This is a genomic window from Microterricola viridarii, assembly GCF_001542775.1.
Classification (GTDB): Bacteria; Actinomycetota; Actinomycetes; order Actinomycetales; family Microbacteriaceae; genus Microterricola; species Microterricola viridarii_A.
Map to the genome: position 1 here is coordinate 1,631,014 of NZ_CP014145.1, position 17,037 is coordinate 1,648,050.

Below are 17,037 nucleotides of genomic sequence, written 5' to 3' on the forward strand. Positions count from 1 at the left end.
GATATGGCTACCCGACGCAGCGAACCAATTTATTCCAGCGCTGTCGCGGTGGGGCGAACGGTCTTCGCCGCCCTCCGGCTCAAGCGCGCGGTCACGGGCATCGAGCACGTGCCGAACGAGGGTGGCGCGATCCTCGCGATCACACACTTCGGCTACCTGGACTTCGCGCTGACCGAGTGGGTCATCTGGTGCCACAACCGCCGCAAGGTGCGGTTCATGGCCAAGGAGAGCGTCTTCGCCAAGCCCGTGATCGGCAGCTTGCTGCGCGGCATGCACCACATCCCGGTGAACATGAAGGCCGGCGCCGCCGCCTTCGACTCGGCCATCACCGCGCTGAAGTCGGGCGAGCTACTCGGTGTGTTCCCGGAAGCCGGCGTGAATGCCTCCTTCACGGTGCGCGATCTGAAGTCCGGCGCGGCCAGGCTCGCCGCCCAGTCCGGCGTCCCGATCATCCCCGTCGCCGTGTGGGGCGGCCACCGGGTGCTGACCAAGAACCACAAGCCGACTCTGCGCGACGCCTACAAGACCCTGGTCAGCGTCACGTTCGCCCCGCCGATCACGGTGCGCCCGGACGACGACCCCGCCGAGGTCACCCAGGCGCTGCACGACCAGCTGCAGGGCATGGTCGACACGCTGCAGCGGGACTACCCGGTCGACGGCACCGGCCAGTGGTGGCAGCCGCGCCACCTCGGCGGCACTGCGCCGACCCCGGAGGAGGCGGCCGCCGCGGATGCGGAGCGCAAGCTGCGGCGCGAGGCCGAGGCTGCGGAGCGGGCGAACAAGACCAAGTAACCCAGCCGGGCCCGCAACCCAGCTGGGCCACACTTCGCGCGGCTCGTGGCCGGTCCGCGGATGCGAGCGCCGATCCGGCCTGAAAAATCGATTCAGTGCGCGATTCGGGGGCCCGCATCCGCTGACTGGCTACGAACTCGGCGGTTGTGGCTTCCGCAGGCCTAGACCGCGGTGCGCGCCGGCAGCACGCGCGGGTGGCTCTCGGCCATCACCTCGAGCACTCGCACCACCTGGCAGCTGTAGCCGAACTCGTTGTCGTACCAGACGTAGAGGATCAGGTTCTTGTCGGTGGCGATGGTGGCCAGACCGTCGACGATGCCGGCCCGGTGTGAGCCGACGAAGTCGCTCGAGACGACATCCGGCGAATCGATGAAGTCGATCTGCTGGCGCAGCGTCGAGCCGAGCGAGAGCTCACGCAGGTAGGCGTTGACCTCGTCGCGATCGGCGCTCGTCTCGAGCCGCAGGTTGAGGATGGCGAGCGACACGTTGGGGGTGGGTACCCGGATCGCGCTGCCGGTGAGCTTGCCGGCCAGCTCCGGCAGCGCCTTGGCGACGGCTTTGGCGGCTCCGGTCTCTGTGATCACCATGTTCAACGCCGCCGACCGCCCGCGGCGGTCACCGGAGTGGAAGTTGTCGATCAGGTTCTGGTCGTTCGTGAACGAGTGCACCGTCTCGACGTGGCCGTGCACGACGCCGTAGCGCTCGTTGATGGCCTTGAGCACGGGGGTGATGGCGTTGGTGGTGCAGGATGCCGCGGACAGGATCGTGTCGGAGGCTTCGATCACATCGTGGTTGATGCCGTGCACGATGTTCTTCAGCTCGCCCTTGCCCGGCGCGGTGAGCAGCACGCGGGCGACGCCCGGGCAGGCGAGGTGCTGGCCGAGGCCTTCTGCATCGCGCCAGCGGCCGGTGTTGTCGACGACGATGGCGTCGTGGATGCCGTACGCGGTGTAGTCGATCGTCGAGGGGTCGTTCGAGTAGATCACCTGGATCAGGGTGCCGTTGGCGAGGATGGTGTTGTTCTCCTCGTCGACGGTGATGGTGCCGTCGAACGCGCCGTGCACCGAGTCTCGGCGCAGCAGGCTGGCCCGCTTCAGCAGGTCGTTCGCCGAGCCCTTGCGCACGACGATGGCGCGCAGCTGGAGGCCGTCGCCGTGGCCCGCGTGCGCGATCAGGATGCGTGCGAGCAGGCGGCCGATGCGGCCGAAGCCGTAGAGCACGACGTCGGTGCCTCCGGCCGGGGCCGAGGCAGAGCCGCCGAGCACGGGGGCGAGCTCATCGCTGACGAACCCGGCGAGGTCGCGGCCGGCCCCGCGCTCCGCGTATCCGGTGACCAGACGGGCGATGTCAACGGATGCCGGGCCGGGCCGCAATGCCCGCAGCGCCTCGAGCACCCGGAGCGTGTCGTCGAGATCGAGCTCGGTGTCATCGACCTGCTTGGTGAACTTGTGCGCCTTGAGGATGCCGATGGCCGAGCGGTTGAGCAACCGCCGACCGTGCACGGATGTCACCACCCCGTGGTCGCGGTACAGCGAGCCGATCAGCGGGATCATCGCCTCGGCTCGCTCCTCTCGACTGGTCCAGAGCGTGCGGTGGTCGTTGAAGTGCTGAGTCACGAAATTCCTTTGCGCGGCCAGCGTGGTGTGTGCACCGTGCCTGGCCTCGTTGCCTGATGGGACAACGATAATTCTACGCAGCGGGACAGCCGAACAACCCCGCTTAGGCGCTCAGCGCACCGTTAAGAATCGCCTATTTTGACGTTTCGAGCAGTTCCCGCACGCGCAGGGCGACGGCGGTGCCGTAGAGCTCGATGCTGGACATCAGGTGCGCGTGCGGCAGCGTGCCGTTGCTGTACTTGAGGTCGAATCGGCTGGCGCCGAGGGCAATGACAGTCGCCGCGATCTTCTGCGCCACCGTCTCGGGCGAGCCGACGTAGAGCGCCCCGTCCGGGCCGGCGGAATCCTCGAACTGTTCACGGGTCATGGGTGGCCAGCCGCGCTCCCGGCCGATGCGCTGCTGCATCACCGCGTAGTGCGGCCACAGCTCCTCCCTGGCCTGCTCGTCGGTCTCGGCAATGTGGCCGGGCGAGTGGATGCCGACGGGTTGAACGGGCTGGCCGTACTGGGCGAGGGCACGGTGGTAGAGGTCAACGTAGGGGGCAAAGCGCACGGGGCTGCCGCCGATGATGGCGAGCATCAAGGGCAGGCCGTGGCGGGCTGTGCGCACAACCGACTCCGGGCTGCCGCCGACACCGACCCAGCTGCGCAGCGTGCCCGAGTCGGTGTGCGGGTAGACGTGCTGCTCGTTCAGGCCGGAGCGCACGGTGCCGTTCCAGGTGACAGGGCCCTGCTTGATGAGTTCGACGAAGAGGTCGAGCTTCTCCTCGAACAGCTCCTCGTAGCGATCCAGTGAGAGGCCGAACAGTGGGAACGACTCGGTGAATGAGCCCCGCCCGAGGATCACCTCCGCACGGCCGCCGGAGAGTCCGTCGAGCGTGGCGAAGCGCTGGTAGACCCGCACAGGGTCGTCGCTGCTCAGCACGGTGACCGCTGACCCGAGGTGGATCCGCTCGGTCTGACCCGCGATGGCCGCCAGCACCACCTCGGGGGCCGAGACGGCGAAGTCGGCACGGTGGTGCTCGCCGATGCCGATGAAGTCCAGCCCGACCTTGTCGGCCAGCACGCCCTGCTGCACGAGGTTGCGCAGCACTTCGCCCTGGGTGAGCGGGCGGCCGTCATCGCCGTTGGTGACATCGCCGAAGGTGTCGACGCCGAGCTCGATGGACCGTGCCATGTCTGGCTCCCTACTCTGTCTGTGTTGCGGGCTCCGCAGCGGGCGCGGGGGCGAGCTTGCCGAGGCTGAGCACGAGGCGCTGTTCGTCGTCGGCACCGGATGCACCTGTGGCCTCCGCGTTGGCCTCCGCGACGGCCTGCACGACCTCGGAGCGCTGGATCTTGATGCCGCGCGGCGCGTCGACGCCGATGCGGATGCTGTCGCCGCGCGCGTCGAGCACGGTGATGACAATGTCGTCACCGATGAGGATCTTCTCCCCTGGTTTTCGCGTCAAAACTAGCACTGGTTCAGCCTATCCTTTCGAGTGCCAGAGCACGGGGAGGCCGAGAGCGCTGACGGAGCCCGGCGTCGCCGTCTCTGCCCCGCCGACGGCCACGATCCCGTGCACCTCCACCACTTCGCGGCAGGCGGCCACCCAGGCCGCCGTGTCCTCGTCTTTGCGGGAGACGTCGACGACGAGCCAGAGCTGGTCGGCCAGGAGGGCGGCCGCCGTGCCCAGTTGGCGCTCCCGCCGGCTGCTGGCTGCCACGTCGGCGCCTGCCCGGGCACCGTCGAGTTCGACGACGGCTATGCAGGCGGCGGCACGCTGCACACCGCGAGCCCGAGCGGCGGCGGCATCCCGGCGGTCGGTCACCCGGCGAAGCTCGCCGTGACCAGCGGCATCGTCGGCCGTTGCGGGCGCGCACAACGCGACCTCCGCACCGTTCTCTGCGGCCCAGTCCGCCGCCACCCGCGCGGCGTCCGAGCGGGCACCGATGCAGAGCACCAGGTCGCCCGGGCTGGCCAGCAGCTCGGGCGGGGCGGTAGGGGCAGCCGAGCCCGCAGTGGCAACAGAGCGCACAGGGGCAACAATGGGCGCAGGGGCGACCGCACCAAGCTGGGCGGGAGGGGCCGGCGCGTACGCGGCTGCCGCCGCCGCGATCGGCAGCAGCCCAGCAGTGGGCAGCTGCGGCACGTCGGCGAGCTGCGGGTTCGGCGGAACGATGTCACGCGTCATCTGCCGCAGCAGCGCCGCGAAGTCCGGCGTCGCGGTGGTGGGCTGCTCCACCGGGGCCAGCGGGGCGGCCAGCGCCGACTCGGCGGTGTCGGCATCCTCCAGCAACGCGGCCAGGCCGACACGGGTCGGCAGGTCCAGGCTGTGCACTCCGGGGGTGCCGGTCTCCGGAAGTTCGACGGTGACCTCGAAGTGTTGTTTCGCGAAGAAGCCGCGGATGCCGCCGCTCACCACGCGCTCTGCGGCCACGATCCGGGCATGCCGGCCGTGCTCGGCCAACACCCGCTCGTGCAGCCCCTGCAGCGATGGCCCGTCAAGCTGCACTCGCCGTGACACCGCGCACCACCCCCACGGTCTCGATCTCGACGTTGGCAGAGGTGACCTCCTGGTAGGAGAGCACGGCGACGCCGGTCTGCGGAGTGACCAGGCGGTGGATGGCCGGGCGGAGCGCCGGGGCGCACACAAGCACGGCACTGGCGCCTAGGGCATCCGCGTGGGCGAGTGAAACGCGCAGTGATTCGATGACCTGCTCCATGCTGCGCTGGTCGAGCAGGATCTGGGTGCCCTGCTCGGCTGGGCGCAGGCCCTCGAGCATGCCCTGCTCCAGCGAGGGGTCGATCATGACAACGCGGAGGGTGCGGCCGTCGAGGTGCTTGGCGACGAGGGCCGGACCGAGCGCCTGCCTGGCGGATTCGATCAGCCCCTCCGGCTCGACGGACACCTTGGCGCGCAGCGAGAGCGCCTCGAAGATGCGCGGCAGATCGTTGATGGCGACCTGCTCGGCGAGCAGCCCCTGCAGCACCCGTTGCACCTCGGCCAGGCTGAGCAGGCCAGGGGTGAGCTCCTCGACGGCGGCGGGGTTCACCTGCTTGACGCCGTCACTGAGCACACGCACATCCTCGCGGCTGAGCAGCCGCGCGGCGTTGGCGGTGACAACGGAGGACAGGTGGGTGACGATCACAGACACCCGGTCGATCACGGTGGCACCGGCCATCTCTGCGCTGTGTCGCAGCTCGCTCGGCACCCACTTGCCCGGCAGGCCGAAAACGGGCTCGACGGTGGCGGTTCCGGGCAGCGCCTCGAGAGCGTCACCGAGGGCGAGCACCCGGCCGCCCGGTGCGATGCCGCGGGCCACCTCGACGCCGGCGATGCGGATCACATAGCAGGATGCCGGCAGCTCGATGCTGTCGCGGGTGCGCACGGGCGGCACGACGATGCCGAGGTCCATGGCGATGGTGCGGCGCAGGGCCTTGACCCGGCCGAGCAGGTCGTCGGAGGCGCCGGAGACGACGTCGACGAGGTCGGGGGCGAGCAGGATCTCGAGAGCATGCACGCGCATCTGCTCGATCAGTTCCTCGGTGGTCTCGGCCATCGTCATGCCCTCAGGCGCCGGCTGGGCGGCGGCCTTCTCTTCCCGCGCCGTGCGCACCTTGACCTTCTGGGCAGCCCAGACCAGCAGAGCGCCGATCACGATAAACGGGATCATCGGCATCCCTGGGATCAGCGACATCACGATCGCGGCACAACCGGCAATCATGAGCGCGTTGCGCGACTGCGCCAGCTGGGTGCCCGCCGTGGTGCCCATGTCGGCGTCGGCGGTGGAGCGGGTGACGATCATGCCGGTCGAGACGGCCATCAGCAGGGCGGGGATCTGGGTGACCAGGCCGTCGCCGATGGTCAGCAGCGTGTAGGTGCTGACCGCGTCGCCCATCTCCATGCCGCGCTGGATCATGCCGATCGCGATGCCGCCGATGATGTTGATGACGATGATCAGGATGCCGGCGATGGCGTCACCCTTGACGAACTTGGACGCTCCGTCCATGGCGCCGTAGAAGTCGGCCTCGGAGGAGACCTCCGCGCGGCGTTCCCGCGCCTGGATGTCGCTGATCAGGCCGGCGTTCAGGTCGGCATCGATCGCCATCTGCTTGCCGGGCATGGCGTCGAGGGTGAAGCGGGCGCCGACCTCGGCCACGCGCTCAGCACCCTTGGTGACCACGACGAACTGGATCACGACGAGGATCAGGAAGATGACGCTGCCGATGATGATGGAGCCGCCGACGGCGACGTGGCCGAAGGCCTCGATCACTTGGCCGGCGTAGCCCTCGCCCAGCACCAAGCGGGTGGAGGCGACGTTCAGGCCGAGCCGGAACAGCGTGACGGCCAGCAGCAGCGACGGGAACACCGAGAAGTCGAGCGGCTTCCTGATGAACATCGTCGTGAGCAGGATCACGAGTGCCAACAGGATGTTGACGATGATCAGGATGTCGAGCAGCCACGCCGGCACGGGAACGACGAGCAGCAAGATGATGCCGACGACCCCGATCGGCACGGCGAGTTTGGCAAGGTTGCGGTTCATAACCGGTCTTTCATCGTGCAGCCCCGGCGGGAGCGGCGAGTTGCGGATTGATCGTGTGGGTACCGTGGCCGGCACCGCGCTTCTTGAGGGCCATGACGAAGGCGAGCACCCGGGCGACGGCGTTGTAGTGCTCGAGCGGGATCTCATGCCCGATCTCGCACTCGGCGTGCAGCGCGCGCGCGAGCGGCACATCCTTGACGATCGGCACCCGGTGCGCGTCGGCCTCCTCGCGGATGCGGGTGGCGATGGTGCCCTGCCCCTTCGCCACGACGCGGGGCGCGGCCTTGCCCGCCTCGTAGCGCAGGGCGACGGCGATGTGGGTCGGGTTAACCAGCACCACGTCGGAGCCGGCGATCGAGGAGATCATGCGGTTGCGGCTCATGGCCAGCTGGCGGGCGCGGCGCTGCGACTTGATCATCGGGTCGCCGTCGCTGCGCTTGTGCTCGTCTTTGAGCTCCTGCTTCGTCATCCGCGTCTTCTTGCGGTTGCGCTTCATGACGACCATGATGTCGGCCGCGGCCAGCACCAGGCCGGCCACGACGGCGGACTGCAGCAACACGGTGGCACCGCTGCCGGCGGCGTCGAGCAGCGCGCTGACGGGCAGGCCGCCCGCGCTGCTGAGCACCGGCATCAGCCCCTGGATCACGAGGTAGAGCACGCCGCCGACGACGAGGGTCTTCAGCAGCGACTTCGCCCCCTCCCAGAGGGCCTGCATGCCGAACACCCGGCCGGCGCCCTTCACCAGGTTGAGCTGCTCGTACTTTCCGGTGAACTTGCGGAAGTGGATGCCGCCCTGGGCGGCCGCGCCGAGCAGGATCACGCCGACGGCGACCGCGAACAACGGCCCGATGGTGCCGAGCATCGAGCCGAGGCCCTGCACGAGCGTGTCGAGGGCCATCATCGGGTCGGGGGTGGCCACGATGGCGCGGAGGCTGAACATCTGCGATTCTGCGGCGGTCGTGCCGAGGGCGATGGTGGTCGGCAGCATGACGGCGACGGCGCCGACGCCCAGCCAGGCGCTCATGTCCTGGGAGCGGGTGAGCTGCCCCTTCTCGCGCACCTCTTTCATGCGCTTCGGGGTGGCTTGCTCGCTTCTCTCTGACGCGTCAGACATCTACCTCACCTCCCGCATCAGGCCGAAGGCCTGGTTGGCGAGGGAGGAGATGACCTCGGGCAGCACCACGACGACCATGCCGGCCAGCAGCACGGTGAGCAGGATCTTGATCGGGAAGCTCAGCGCGAAGGCGTTCAGCGCCGGCGCGACACGGGTGAGCAGGCCGAGGCCGGCATCCGCCAAGAAGAGCACCACGAGCAGGGGCCCCGCGATCTGCACGGCAGCCAACACCATCTGGGAGAGACCGGTCACCAGCAGCTCTGCGCTGCCGGCGAGGTTCAGGCCGCCGCCGAGCGGGAGGTCGTCGTAGGAGCGCACGATGCCGCCGATGACGAGCTGGTAGGCGCCGGAGGCGAACATCAGGGCGAGCGCGGTCATCTGGAACAGCCGGGTGAACTGGGCGCCGTTGACCATCGACCCCGGGTCGAAAGCCTGCGCCATCTGGAAGCCGCCGAACATGTCGATCAGGCTGCCGGCGGTCTGCACGGCGGAGAAGACCAGCGACACCAGGAAACCGAGCATCGCGCCCACCAGCAGCTCCAGGGCGAGGGCGGTGAAAAAGGGGCCGGTGTCCAGGGGAACGTAGTCGGGTGTGACGCGGGGTGAGACGGCCAGCGCGAGGGCGATGCCGAGCATGGCCTTGACTCTGGCGGGGATCGCTTTGTACGAAAAGGGCGGCGCGATGAACAGGAACGCCGTCATCCGCACCGCCGCCAGCCCGACAGCCTCGAGCCAGCCGCCGTTCAGCGTCGCCCCGAACATCAGGCGTTCCCGGTGAGCATCGGGATCAGGGTGAAGAGGTGCTGGGTGAAGCTCACCATCTCGGAGATCATCCACTGGCCGGAGACGAACAGCGCGGCGCAGACGGCGATCGCCTTGGGCACGAAGGAGAGCGTGACCTCCTGGATCTGGGTGATCGACTGGAAGAGCGAGATCGTGAAACCGACGACGAGCGCGGTGATCAGAAGGGGCGCGGCGAGCTTGGCGGTGATGATCAGACTCGCCATGGCGATGTCGAGGACGGCTGCGGAATCCATCAGCCACCCCGATAACTGGTGATGAGGGCGGTGATGATGAGGCCCCAGCCGTCGACGAGGATGAACAGCAGGATCTTGAACGGCAGCGAGATCATCACGGGCGGCAGCATCATCATGCCCATCGACATCAGCACGGCCGAGACGACGAGGTCGATGACGAGGAACGGCACGAAGATGACGAAGCCGATGATGAAGGCGGCCCTCAGCTCGGAGATCATGAATGCCGGGATCAGCGTGGTCAGCGGCACGGCGGCGGCGTTCTCGGGGTTCGCCAGGCCGGCCGCGCGGGTCATCAGCGCGATGTCCTCCTCGCGGGTGTGCGCGAGCATGAACGACGACAGCGGGCCGGATGCCGCCTCCAACGACTGCGAGAAGTCGATGGTGCCGGCGGTGAACGGCTGCACTGCCAGCTCGTTGATGTCGGTCAACACCGGGCTCATGATGAACAGCGAGAGGAACAGGGCGAGGCCGGCGAGCACCTGGTTCGGCGGGATCGTCGGCAGGGCGAGGGCGTTGCGGGTCATCGCGAGCACCACGAAGATCTTCGTGAACGACGACATCATCAGCAGCAGCGCCGGGGCGACCGAGAGCAGCGTGATGCCGATCAGGGTGACGACGGCCGAGGACGGTGTGCCGTTGGAGCCGTTGATCTCGACGGTGACGCCGCCGCCCGGGTCGCTCGGGGCCGTCGGCGGGGTGGGCAGCAGCGGCTCCCCCGGGTCGCCGGGCGCGGCAAGGGCATCGCTGATGCCGAACACGAGGTTGACTCCGACGAGCAGTGCGATGAGGCCGAGCGCGAACGCCCAGCGGCGCATTACCACCGGTCCCGAACGGCGGCGGCGGCCTGCTTCCACGTCTCGGGGGCGAGGATCGAGCCGGCCAGTCGGCCGGCGGGCGGCGTCGCGGCCGGGGTCTGGGTGGTGGCGCGCGTCTGGGTGGTGGAGGCGGAGAGGCCGGTGATGGGGCTCGGCGTGAGGAGTTCCTCCGGCTGGCCGGCCTCGGCCAGTACCTGGGCGAAGCGGGCGTGGCCCTGCTCGTCCGTTTCGTGCAGCTCGTATGGTTCGGCCGGGTCTGTTGCCGGGGCGGCATCCTGGGCCATCTCGGCGGTGTGCAGCACGGTGACTCCGTGCTCGGTCACGCCGAGCAGCAGGCGGTGGCCGTCGTGTTCGACGACGACGACGGATGCCTTGGCACCGACACTCTGCCGGCCGACGACGGCCAGGCTGGCGGCGTTGCGCGCTTTGCCCTTCGCACCGACCGCGCCGCGCGCGAAGCGTCGCTGCAGCAGCCACAGCAGTGCCAGGACGGCACCGAGGGAGAGCAGGACGCGCAGCGCGACGAAGAGGGTTTCCACCGTTAGAGCGCGCCGTCCGCTACATCGAGGATGCGGGTGATGCGCACGGCGTAGTCCTGGTCGACGACGACGATCTCACCGTGGGCGATCAGCCGGCCGTTCAGCAGCACGTCGGCGGGGGCACCGGCGGAGCGGTCCAGCTCGATCACGGCGCCGGGCTCGATCGAGAGCACGTCGCGCACCGTCATCCGGGTGCGGCCGAGTTCGACGGTGAGCGCCATCTCGACGTTGTTGATGCGGCCGAGGCGACCGACGACGTCGGCGTCGGATGACGAGGTGCCTGCGGAGGGGGCCAGCACGGCCGTCTCGCGCACGCGGATCGCGAACCAGCCGATCGTCGTGTCCTCGCCGGCGTTGTCTCCGAGCAGCTCGAACACGACGGCCTCGTCATCACCGATGAGTCCGCTGGCGTCGCTCAGCGTGCTGGCGCCGAGGAGTCCGGTGCCGAGGGTTCCGGATGCCGCCTCGAGCGACGGGCGGAGCACGTCGGAGGTGGAGATCAAGGCGGAGTCGCTGCCGGCAGCACCGAATAGCGCTGCCCCATCGAGGATGGCGATGGCCAGGTCGGCCGATCGCGTTCCCACGAAGCTCGCCTGCACGGCCGAGGCGATTGCCGCAGCGGCCACGGCGGCATCGCTGCCGCTCAGGTCGCGGGCGATGACCGCGCGGGTGACACCGGGCAGCGGCAGCACCGCGAGCAGGGCGTCGACGGCGTTGCGCTCCAGCGTGCCGGCTTCAAGAGTATTCGTCATCGTGTTGTCTCCTTGGTGCTCACAACGACACAGGCCAGGCGGGATCCGTTGACCCCCACAGCCGCGTCGGCAAGTTCGTGGCCATCGACGACGAGGTCGAGAGGGCGATGTTGGGAATGCGGAAGCTTGATGACGTCGCCGACGGCGAGGCCGAGCACGGCGCCGGGAAGCACGGGGGCCGGTGCCAGGCGCAGTGCGACGTCGACGGGGACGGTGCCCAGCTGCTGCTCGATCAAGGAGCGGGCGTTGTCGACAGAGCTGGTCGGGTTGGACTCGCCGAGCTGCGGCAGGATCACGGCGGCGGGCACGGCGACGGTCGCCAGGGAGCGGTGCTCCCCCACGCGCACGGCGAAGCGCGCGACGATCATCAGCTCGGTGGTCGGGGCGGCCTGCGCGAACTGCGAGTTGTACTGGATGCCGTCGATCGAGATCTCATTGACCAGCAGCTCGCCGAGCGAGTAGCGGAGGTCTTCGAGCGCGTCATCCATCAGGCGGCGCACCAGCGCCTGCTCGATCTGGGTGAAGACGCGCTCTGGCAAATCTGCTTCACCGGTGCCGCCGACCATTCGCGCCACCCAGGAGAGGCCGGCCGAGGCCGGGAACTGCACAACGGCCTTTGCCGTGTTGCCCTCGATGGAGCAGAGCACCATCGCGGTGGTGGCGGGCAGGGCGGCCGCGTACTCGTCGTAGCTGTGCATCAGCACCTGCTCGCAGTTGACCTGGGAGAGAACGCGCACCTTGGCGGTGAGCTGGGTCGCCCACTGCCGGGCGAACGTCTCGAAGGCCAGCTCCAAGACGCGCGAGTGCTCGCGGGCCAGCGTGGTCGGGCGACGGAAGTCGTAGACCTGGGCCGCGCCGGGGAACGCGGAGTCCGCGCGCTGCTGCTTATCTCTGACCGTCACTGTTGCCACTATCGGCAGCGATCTGCGGCGCGTTAGGCACCGGTGCGGCGATTTCTGCGAGCCGTGCCTAGCCGGCGACGGGCTCCTTCTTGGCGAGTGCCATGGGGATCAGTTCGCGCACCGATTCCGGCAGCTCGGAGAGCACGGCCACGTCGACGCGGCGGTTCACCGCGGCATCCTCTGGGCTGTCCCCCGTGCGTGCCGGCCGAGTGGAACCGTAGCCGACGGCGGAGATGTGGTCTCCAGGGAAACCGGCCGACTCGACCATGCGGCGCAGCACCTGTGTGGCGCGCCCGCCGGAGAGTTCCCAGTCGGTCGGGAAGGGGGTCGGGGAGCCGCGGTAGTCCGCGTGGCCCTCGACAGAGACGGCGTGTGCCGCGGAGGCCAGGATGGGGCCGATGGTGTCGACCACGGCGAGGGCGTTGCCCTGCAGTTGGATGCTGTTCGGCTGGAAGAACGTCTCCCAGCCGATCAGGCCGATGGTCAGGCCGCGCTGGTCGATCACGAAGGTCACGGTGTGCTCGAGGTTCTGGGTGGCCAAGGCAGAGCGCAGCTGCTCGCGCAGCTGGATCAGGCCGTCGACCTCCGCGGAGGCCAGGTCGGAGTCGGTGAAGCCGGCGCCTTGCTCGTCGACGAGGTCTTCCGGCACGACTACACCGGATGCCGTGTCCAGCTTGCCCACATCCACGCTGCCGAAGCCGGTGGCCAGGGAGTTCTTCAAGGCGATGAACTTGTCCTGGTCGACCGTCGACATCGCGAACAGCACGATGAACAGACACATCAACACGGTGACCATGTCCATGTACGAGGCCATCCAGCGCTCGTCGACGTGCTCCTCGGTGGGCTCGGCGCGGCGCTTGCGGCCGGTGGACCGGCTCATGCCGCTTCCGTCTCCGTCACCCGAGGCTCCTTGGCCCGACGGCTCGGCTCACGCGGGACCATCGCGCGCAGGCGATCGCCGAGCAGGCGGGGCTGGCTGCCGGCGTGGATGGCAAGGACGCCCTCCATCAGCAGCGTCATGCGCTCGACCTCGAGCTCGGCCAGGCGCTTCAGCCGGGTGCCGATCGGCAGGAAGATGAAGTTGGCGCTGAGCAGGCCCCAGAGGGTGGCGACGAAGGCGGTGGCGATCATCGGGCCGAGGGTGGCCGGGCTGTCCAGCTTCTCGAGCACGTGGATCAACGAGACCACCGTGCCGATGATGCCGATCGTCGGGGCGTAGCCGCCGACGCTGGTGAAGTAGCGGGCGGCGTTGCGGGCGCTGCGGTCGCTCGTGCTGATCTCGTCTTCCAGCATGATCCGCAGCTCTTCGCCATCGGTGCCGTCGGCGACGCTCTGCAGCGCACGCTTGAGGAACTGGTCCGGCTCCTCCTCCGCCTGAATCTCGAGGGCGAGGAGCCCCTCTGAGCGCGCCGTCTCGGCCAGCGAGACGAGCTTGCCGATGGTGGCGTCTGGCTTCGTCGTGCGGCCGAGGAACGCGCTGGGCAGCGCCTTGAACGCGGCAAGCGTGTCGCGGAGGGTGCCGCCGGCCATGCCGACGGCCATGCTGGCGCCGAGCACCAGGATCATGGGCGCCGGGAGCAGCACGGCTGTGACGGCGGTGCCCTCCAGCGTCATCATGGCGAAGAGGGAGCCGAAGGCGACGACGAGCCCGAGGATGATTGCGATGTCCACTAGTGCGTGTCTCCCGGCGTCGTCACGGGGCGGAGCACGGCGCGCGGCCGGGTGCTCTGCTCCTGCATCTCGGATGCCAGGTTGATGACGCGCGCGCGGTACTCCGTGATGCGGGTGATCACCTCGGCCAAGGATTCGGTCACGATGTACTTGGCGCCGTCGAGCATGACCAGGGTCGTGTCGGGGCTCTCGTGGATGCGCTCGATCAGATCAGGGTTGATCGCGAATTGGCTGTCGTTGAGTCGGGTGACGACGATCATCGCCTCGCCTCGCTTCTGCAGAAGTTTTCACGGCCAAACGGCCGTCACGCTGCACTATCGGCACGACCCGGGCAGCGGTAAGGCAGGCAGAAGCCATTCAGTGCCGCGCGGCGTCGGCGTCGGCGGCGCGATCGTCCGCGCGCGCGAGCTGCGGGACGATGATCCAGCCCACCACCAGGAGCAGGGCGACCGCGGCAGCGACGGTGATGCCCCAGACGCGGCCGAGCACGAAGTCGAAGATCAGAAGCGCGATGCCGACGACGGTGACGGCGACCCCGACAAGCGTGAGCCGGGCGAATCGGTCGGCATACGCAACGACCATCTCCTTGGCACGCTTGCGGAAGAGGTACCGGTGCAGACTCACTGGGGCCAAACCGACGATGGTCGTCAGCACCGAGGTGACGACGAGGCACAGATAGGTGGTGAGCTGGAAGGTGTCCAACTCGGTGAATCGAGATTGGAACACCGCAGCAAGCAGGAATCCGGTGATGACTTGGGTGCCCGTCTGCACCACACGCAGTTCCTGGAGCAGTTCGTTCCAATTTCGGTCGAGCCGTTTACTGGAGAACCGCTCCCCCGCATCGGGGGAACCGCCATCGGGCTGTTCGTGCGCCACCACACCGCTCTCTCGGCCGCGGTGCGCTCTAGGCCGGGGCATTGTCGGGGTCCACCGTCGCGACGGTGTCCTCCTCGACCTCGTTGTCGGCGGTGAGGTCGTCGATGTCCTCTCCCGGCGCAGCCTGCTTGGCTCCATCAGAGTCGTCAGCAGCGATCTGGTCGTCTCGTCGATCGGTCATTGTGCCATCTCCTTGTGTTCGGATGTCGGGCAATCCACGTGCGGCAGCACGGGCTTAGTGGTGTCGAAGCATCTCGATGAGCTCACCCTTGCGTTTGCCCGAGTAGCCCCGAATCCCCAGCTCTTTGGCGCGCGTGCGCAGCTCAGGTACGGTGCGGTCGTCGTAGTCCTCGGCCTCGCCACCTCGGCGCCCGACGGCACCGCGGCCGCTCTTCGCTGCGGCGTTGGAGATGCGCGCCGCCTTCTCTTTTGACGCGCCGTCAGCGCGGAGAGCCTCATACATCTCCGGGTCTTTCAGGCTCGGATTCGTGGTTCCTGGCATGGCAGTTCTCCCTTCCGTCTCTCACGGTACGACCCGAAGACAAGCCGAACGAGGGGCTTGACAGGCACACCTTCGCGTGGATATCGGCGAGACCCGCGACTTCCAAGTAGCACAGGAGAGCTTCGCGTTCAACCCCCTGCGTGGCAGCCCGCTGGCGAACTAACGTGGTGCTTCGTCATCGAGCCTCGTGGGGTGACCGACACCAGATACGTAGGCCACGGAACTCTCAGTAGGACGGATCAAGGAACATGCACAACATGGCCGAACAGGCGTCACGGACCAATCCAAGGCTCACCCTCGCTGTCGCCAAGGGGCCAGGCACCATCGGGGCCAGCGACGTGATCAGTGCAGTGCGGCCGGAGCTTGATGGCCGCACCCCCGCAGCTGTGAAGAGCATCCTGCGCGAGCAGCTCAACCAGTTCAGTGTCGAGGTCTCCGACAGCGAGCTCCAGCGGGTTGCAACGGACATCGCGACAGCGGGGCTCGCCCGGGTGCTGGCAACGGCCGGCTGACGCCGGAGGCGTACCCCCGAGAGCGCCCACTGAAACTCAACCCACGACACACACCCAGCGAAAAACACCCAGCGAAACTCTTTAGCCGAATGGATGGAGCGTGCCATGAACGACTTTAAGCTGCCTGCCGATGAGGGCTCGAACACCCAAGATGAGCCCGTGATGGAGCAGGATGCGGTCACCGATCGGGAGAAACTGGATGGGATTGCCGCCCAGACCGTCGCCGATCTCGGAACGCACGACCTGCGCCACGTCCATGCTGTTGTTTTTGAGCGGAGCACCGAGTCCGGGTTGCACGTTTCCCCCGGCGAACTGGTGGATGCCGTGGGCGCCGCAGCCCGCGAGAAGGACGCTTCCTTCTCCGTGCCCGCCTCCACCGACCGCGACACCGACTGACCCGCCATGCCCCGCCTGCGCACGGTCGACCCCGCCACGCCGGGCTGGAGCTTGGTCCGCGCCGGCGACGACGTCACCATCGTGGACCAACAGGGTTCAGTACTCGCGGACGAAGAGGTCGCTGAGCGAGTCGACGCACTGCGCATTCCGCCCGCCTGGACCGATGTCTGGATCGCACCCCACGCGAATGCGCACATCCAGGTGGTCGGCACCGACGAGGCCGGGAGACGCCAATACCTCTATCACGAGCAGTGGCAGCGCAGGCAGGCGAAGCGGAAGTACGACAGGGCTCTGGACCTGGCAGCCAGACTTCCCGCCGCGCGGCGGGTGGTCACCCGGGACCTGCGCGCGGACGGGCAAAGCAGGGCGCGGGCGCTGGCCGTGGCATTCCGTTTGTTGGACAGCGCCTACCTGCGCGTCGGGAGCGAACGCTACGCGAAGCGGCACGGCAGCAGGGGGCTGACGACGCTGCTCGGCTCCGATGCGCACGTCTCCGGCGACACCGTGCTCCTCGCATTCACCGGCAAGAGTGCCGTCGACTGGTCATCGCGGACGACGGACCCCGATCTCGCCCGCGCGGTGCGAACGCTGAAAAGGCGCGGGCCAGACGCCCATCTGCTCGCCTGGCAGGACGACTCCGGCTGGCATCCGCTGCGCGCCGACGAGGTGAACGAGTACGTGCGGGAGCGCACGCAAGGCGACTTCACGGCGAAGGATTTCCGCACGCTGCACGGCACCATCACGGCCGCGCAGTCACTCGCGGCGCAGGGCCGGCAGCCGAGCGCGGCGGCCAGGCGGCGGGCCGCAACGGAGGCGAGCCGGGTCACCGCCGAGGCGCTCGGCAACACGCCGACGGTTGCGCGCGCCACCTACATCGACCCCCGCGTGTTCGACCGGTTCCGTGAGGGGCGTGTGCTCCAGACGAACGGGCTGGCACCGGAGTCGGCACTCAGGCTGTTGCTGCTCGGCGACAACGCCTGAGGCGG

At 68.5% G+C, this 17,037-nt stretch carries 22 protein-coding genes; 4 read left to right on the forward strand and 18 right to left on the reverse strand.

Annotated features, from left to right (window positions below; all coding sequences use genetic code 11):
- The first annotated feature begins 48 nt into the window (after positions 1 to 48).
- On the forward strand, positions 49 to 792 hold the full coding sequence (locus AWU67_RS07520) for a lysophospholipid acyltransferase family protein (RefSeq protein ID WP_234407390.1): 744 nt from the start codon (positions 49 to 51) through the stop codon (positions 790 to 792).
- A gap of 161 nt (positions 793 to 953) precedes the next feature.
- On the opposite strand, the gene AWU67_RS07525 is transcribed toward AWU67_RS07520, so the two are convergent.
- From AWU67_RS07525 to AWU67_RS07605, 18 genes are all read right to left on the reverse strand, one after another.
- Positions 954 to 2,345, reverse strand: coding sequence for a glyceraldehyde-3-phosphate dehydrogenase (locus tag AWU67_RS07525; RefSeq protein WP_067232331.1), 1,392 nt, complete (start codon positions 2,343 to 2,345; stop codon positions 954 to 956).
- 196 nt (positions 2,346 to 2,541) lie between these two features.
- On the reverse strand, positions 2,542 to 3,585 hold the full coding sequence (locus AWU67_RS07530) for an LLM class flavin-dependent oxidoreductase (protein ID WP_067227476.1): 1,044 nt from the start codon (positions 3,583 to 3,585) through the stop codon (positions 2,542 to 2,544).
- A gap of 10 nt (positions 3,586 to 3,595) precedes the next feature.
- On the reverse strand, positions 3,596 to 3,868 hold the full coding sequence (gene csrA / locus AWU67_RS07535; RefSeq protein ID WP_067227479.1) for a carbon storage regulator CsrA: 273 nt from the start codon (positions 3,866 to 3,868) through the stop codon (positions 3,596 to 3,598).
- A 9-nt stretch (positions 3,869 to 3,877) separates the two neighbouring features.
- Entirely contained in the window at positions 3,878 to 4,915 is a 1,038-nt protein-coding gene (locus tag AWU67_RS07540; RefSeq protein ID WP_129586658.1) for a hypothetical protein, read from the reverse strand.
- On the reverse strand, positions 4,893 to 6,935 hold the full coding sequence (locus AWU67_RS07545; RefSeq protein ID WP_067227483.1) for a flagellar biosynthesis protein FlhA: 2,043 nt from the start codon (positions 6,933 to 6,935) through the stop codon (positions 4,893 to 4,895). Before AWU67_RS07545 ends, AWU67_RS07540 begins: the two co-directional genes overlap by 23 nt.
- A gap of 10 nt (positions 6,936 to 6,945) precedes the next feature.
- Positions 6,946 to 8,049 carry an EscU/YscU/HrcU family type III secretion system export apparatus switch protein gene (locus AWU67_RS07550; protein WP_067227486.1) on the reverse strand — a complete coding sequence of 368 codons (1,104 nt, stop codon included), beginning with the start codon at positions 8,047 to 8,049 and terminating at the stop codon, positions 6,946 to 6,948.
- Positions 8,050 to 8,811 (reverse strand): flagellar biosynthetic protein FliR, encoded by a 762-nt coding sequence (locus AWU67_RS07555; protein ID WP_067227489.1) that lies wholly within the window; start codon positions 8,809 to 8,811, stop codon positions 8,050 to 8,052. It abuts the gene before it with no gap.
- A complete protein-coding gene (locus AWU67_RS07560) occupies positions 8,811 to 9,086 on the reverse strand; it encodes a flagellar biosynthetic protein FliQ (RefSeq protein WP_067227491.1) in 276 nt (91 codons plus the stop codon). The genes AWU67_RS07555 and AWU67_RS07560 overlap by 1 nt, the downstream gene beginning before the upstream one ends.
- Positions 9,086 to 9,901, reverse strand: a complete 816-nt coding sequence (fliP, locus tag AWU67_RS07565) for a flagellar type III secretion system pore protein FliP (RefSeq protein WP_067227493.1) — start codon at positions 9,899 to 9,901, stop codon at positions 9,086 to 9,088. The genes AWU67_RS07560 and fliP overlap by 1 nt, the downstream gene beginning before the upstream one ends.
- Positions 9,901 to 10,440 (reverse strand): flagellar biosynthetic protein FliO, encoded by a 540-nt coding sequence (gene fliO, locus AWU67_RS07570; protein WP_067227496.1) that lies wholly within the window; start codon positions 10,438 to 10,440, stop codon positions 9,901 to 9,903. The genes fliP and fliO overlap by 1 nt, the downstream gene beginning before the upstream one ends.
- A gap of 2 nt (positions 10,441 to 10,442) precedes the next feature.
- Entirely contained in the window at positions 10,443 to 11,192 is a 750-nt protein-coding gene (gene fliN, locus AWU67_RS07575) for a flagellar motor switch protein FliN (protein ID WP_067227498.1), read from the reverse strand.
- Entirely contained in the window at positions 11,189 to 12,094 is a 906-nt protein-coding gene (locus AWU67_RS07580; RefSeq protein ID WP_067227500.1) for a flagellar motor switch protein FliM, read from the reverse strand. The genes fliN and AWU67_RS07580 overlap by 4 nt, the downstream gene beginning before the upstream one ends.
- 67 nt (positions 12,095 to 12,161) lie before the next feature.
- On the reverse strand, positions 12,162 to 12,974 hold the full coding sequence (locus AWU67_RS07585) for an OmpA/MotB family protein (RefSeq protein ID WP_067227503.1): 813 nt from the start codon (positions 12,972 to 12,974) through the stop codon (positions 12,162 to 12,164).
- Positions 12,971 to 13,765: a motility protein A gene (locus AWU67_RS07590; RefSeq protein ID WP_067227505.1), complete on the reverse strand. Its 795-nt coding sequence runs from the start codon at positions 13,763 to 13,765 to the stop codon at positions 12,971 to 12,973. The genes AWU67_RS07585 and AWU67_RS07590 overlap by 4 nt, the downstream gene beginning before the upstream one ends.
- The gene (locus AWU67_RS07595) at positions 13,765 to 14,025 is read right to left on the reverse strand and encodes a flagellar FlbD family protein (protein WP_067227507.1); all 261 of its coding nucleotides are present in this window, start codon (positions 14,023 to 14,025) and stop codon (positions 13,765 to 13,767) included. The genes AWU67_RS07590 and AWU67_RS07595 overlap by 1 nt, the downstream gene beginning before the upstream one ends.
- A 97-nt stretch (positions 14,026 to 14,122) precedes the next feature.
- Positions 14,123 to 14,641 carry a DUF6328 family protein gene (locus tag AWU67_RS07600; RefSeq protein WP_129586659.1) on the reverse strand — a complete coding sequence of 173 codons (519 nt, stop codon included), beginning with the start codon at positions 14,639 to 14,641 and terminating at the stop codon, positions 14,123 to 14,125.
- A 28-nt stretch (positions 14,642 to 14,669) separates the two neighbouring features.
- Positions 14,670 to 14,822 carry a hypothetical protein gene (locus AWU67_RS17335; RefSeq protein WP_160329731.1) on the reverse strand — a complete coding sequence of 51 codons (153 nt, stop codon included), beginning with the start codon at positions 14,820 to 14,822 and terminating at the stop codon, positions 14,670 to 14,672.
- A gap of 54 nt (positions 14,823 to 14,876) precedes the next feature.
- Positions 14,877 to 15,143: a DUF7218 family protein gene (locus tag AWU67_RS07605; RefSeq protein ID WP_067227512.1), complete on the reverse strand. Its 267-nt coding sequence runs from the start codon at positions 15,141 to 15,143 to the stop codon at positions 14,877 to 14,879.
- Positions 15,144 to 15,400: 257 nt separating this feature from the next.
- On the opposite strand from AWU67_RS07605, the gene AWU67_RS07610 reads away from it, so the two are divergent.
- The 3 genes from AWU67_RS07610 to AWU67_RS07620 all read left to right on the forward strand — a co-directional run bounded on the left by AWU67_RS07610 (position 15,401) and on the right by AWU67_RS07620 (position 17,032).
- Positions 15,401 to 15,655, forward strand: a complete 255-nt coding sequence (locus AWU67_RS07610; RefSeq protein WP_234407391.1) for a hypothetical protein — start codon at positions 15,401 to 15,403, stop codon at positions 15,653 to 15,655.
- Between the two features lie 105 nt (positions 15,656 to 15,760).
- Positions 15,761 to 16,051, forward strand: coding sequence for a hypothetical protein (locus tag AWU67_RS07615; RefSeq protein WP_067227517.1), 291 nt, complete (start codon positions 15,761 to 15,763; stop codon positions 16,049 to 16,051).
- A 6-nt stretch (positions 16,052 to 16,057) separates the two neighbouring features.
- Positions 16,058 to 17,032 (forward strand): DNA topoisomerase IB, encoded by a 975-nt coding sequence (locus AWU67_RS07620; RefSeq protein WP_067227519.1) that lies wholly within the window; start codon positions 16,058 to 16,060, stop codon positions 17,030 to 17,032.
- The last annotated feature ends 5 nt before the right edge of the window (positions 17,033 to 17,037 follow it).

Excerpts from the sequence above, each read along its gene's own strand:
- AWU67_RS07525 (WP_067232331.1), bottom strand. The coding sequence starts at position 2,345 with ATGATCCCGCTGATCGGCTCGCTGTACCGCGACCACGGGGTGGTGACA.
- AWU67_RS07530 (WP_067227476.1), bottom strand. The coding sequence starts at position 3,585 with ATGGCACGGTCCATCGAGCTCGGCGTCGACACCTTCGGCGATGTCACC.
- AWU67_RS07545 (WP_067227483.1), bottom strand. The coding sequence starts at position 6,935 with ATGAACCGCAACCTTGCCAAACTCGCCGTGCCGATCGGGGTCGTCGGC.
- AWU67_RS07550 (WP_067227486.1), bottom strand. The coding sequence starts at position 8,049 with ATGTCTGACGCGTCAGAGAGAAGCGAGCAAGCCACCCCGAAGCGCATG.
- AWU67_RS07555 (WP_067227489.1), bottom strand. The coding sequence starts at position 8,811 with ATGTTCGGGGCGACGCTGAACGGCGGCTGGCTCGAGGCTGTCGGGCTG.
- AWU67_RS07560 (WP_067227491.1), bottom strand. The coding sequence starts at position 9,086 with ATGGATTCCGCAGCCGTCCTCGACATCGCCATGGCGAGTCTGATCATC.
- fliP (WP_067227493.1), bottom strand. The coding sequence starts at position 9,901 with ATGCGCCGCTGGGCGTTCGCGCTCGGCCTCATCGCACTGCTCGTCGGA.
- fliN (WP_067227498.1), bottom strand. The coding sequence starts at position 11,192 with ATGACGAATACTCTTGAAGCCGGCACGCTGGAGCGCAACGCCGTCGAC.
- AWU67_RS07585 (WP_067227503.1), bottom strand. The coding sequence starts at position 12,974 with ATGAGCCGGTCCACCGGCCGCAAGCGCCGCGCCGAGCCCACCGAGGAG.
- AWU67_RS07595 (WP_067227507.1), bottom strand. The coding sequence starts at position 14,025 with ATGATCGTCGTCACCCGACTCAACGACAGCCAATTCGCGATCAACCCT.
- AWU67_RS17335 (WP_160329731.1), bottom strand. The coding sequence starts at position 14,822 with ATGACCGATCGACGAGACGACCAGATCGCTGCTGACGACTCTGATGGA.
- AWU67_RS07605 (WP_067227512.1), bottom strand. The coding sequence starts at position 15,143 with ATGCCAGGAACCACGAATCCGAGCCTGAAAGACCCGGAGATGTATGAG.
- AWU67_RS07610 (WP_234407391.1), top strand. The coding sequence starts at position 15,401 with ATGGCCGAACAGGCGTCACGGACCAATCCAAGGCTCACCCTCGCTGTC.
- AWU67_RS07615 (WP_067227517.1), top strand. The coding sequence starts at position 15,761 with ATGAACGACTTTAAGCTGCCTGCCGATGAGGGCTCGAACACCCAAGAT.
- AWU67_RS07620 (WP_067227519.1), top strand. The coding sequence starts at position 16,058 with ATGCCCCGCCTGCGCACGGTCGACCCCGCCACGCCGGGCTGGAGCTTG.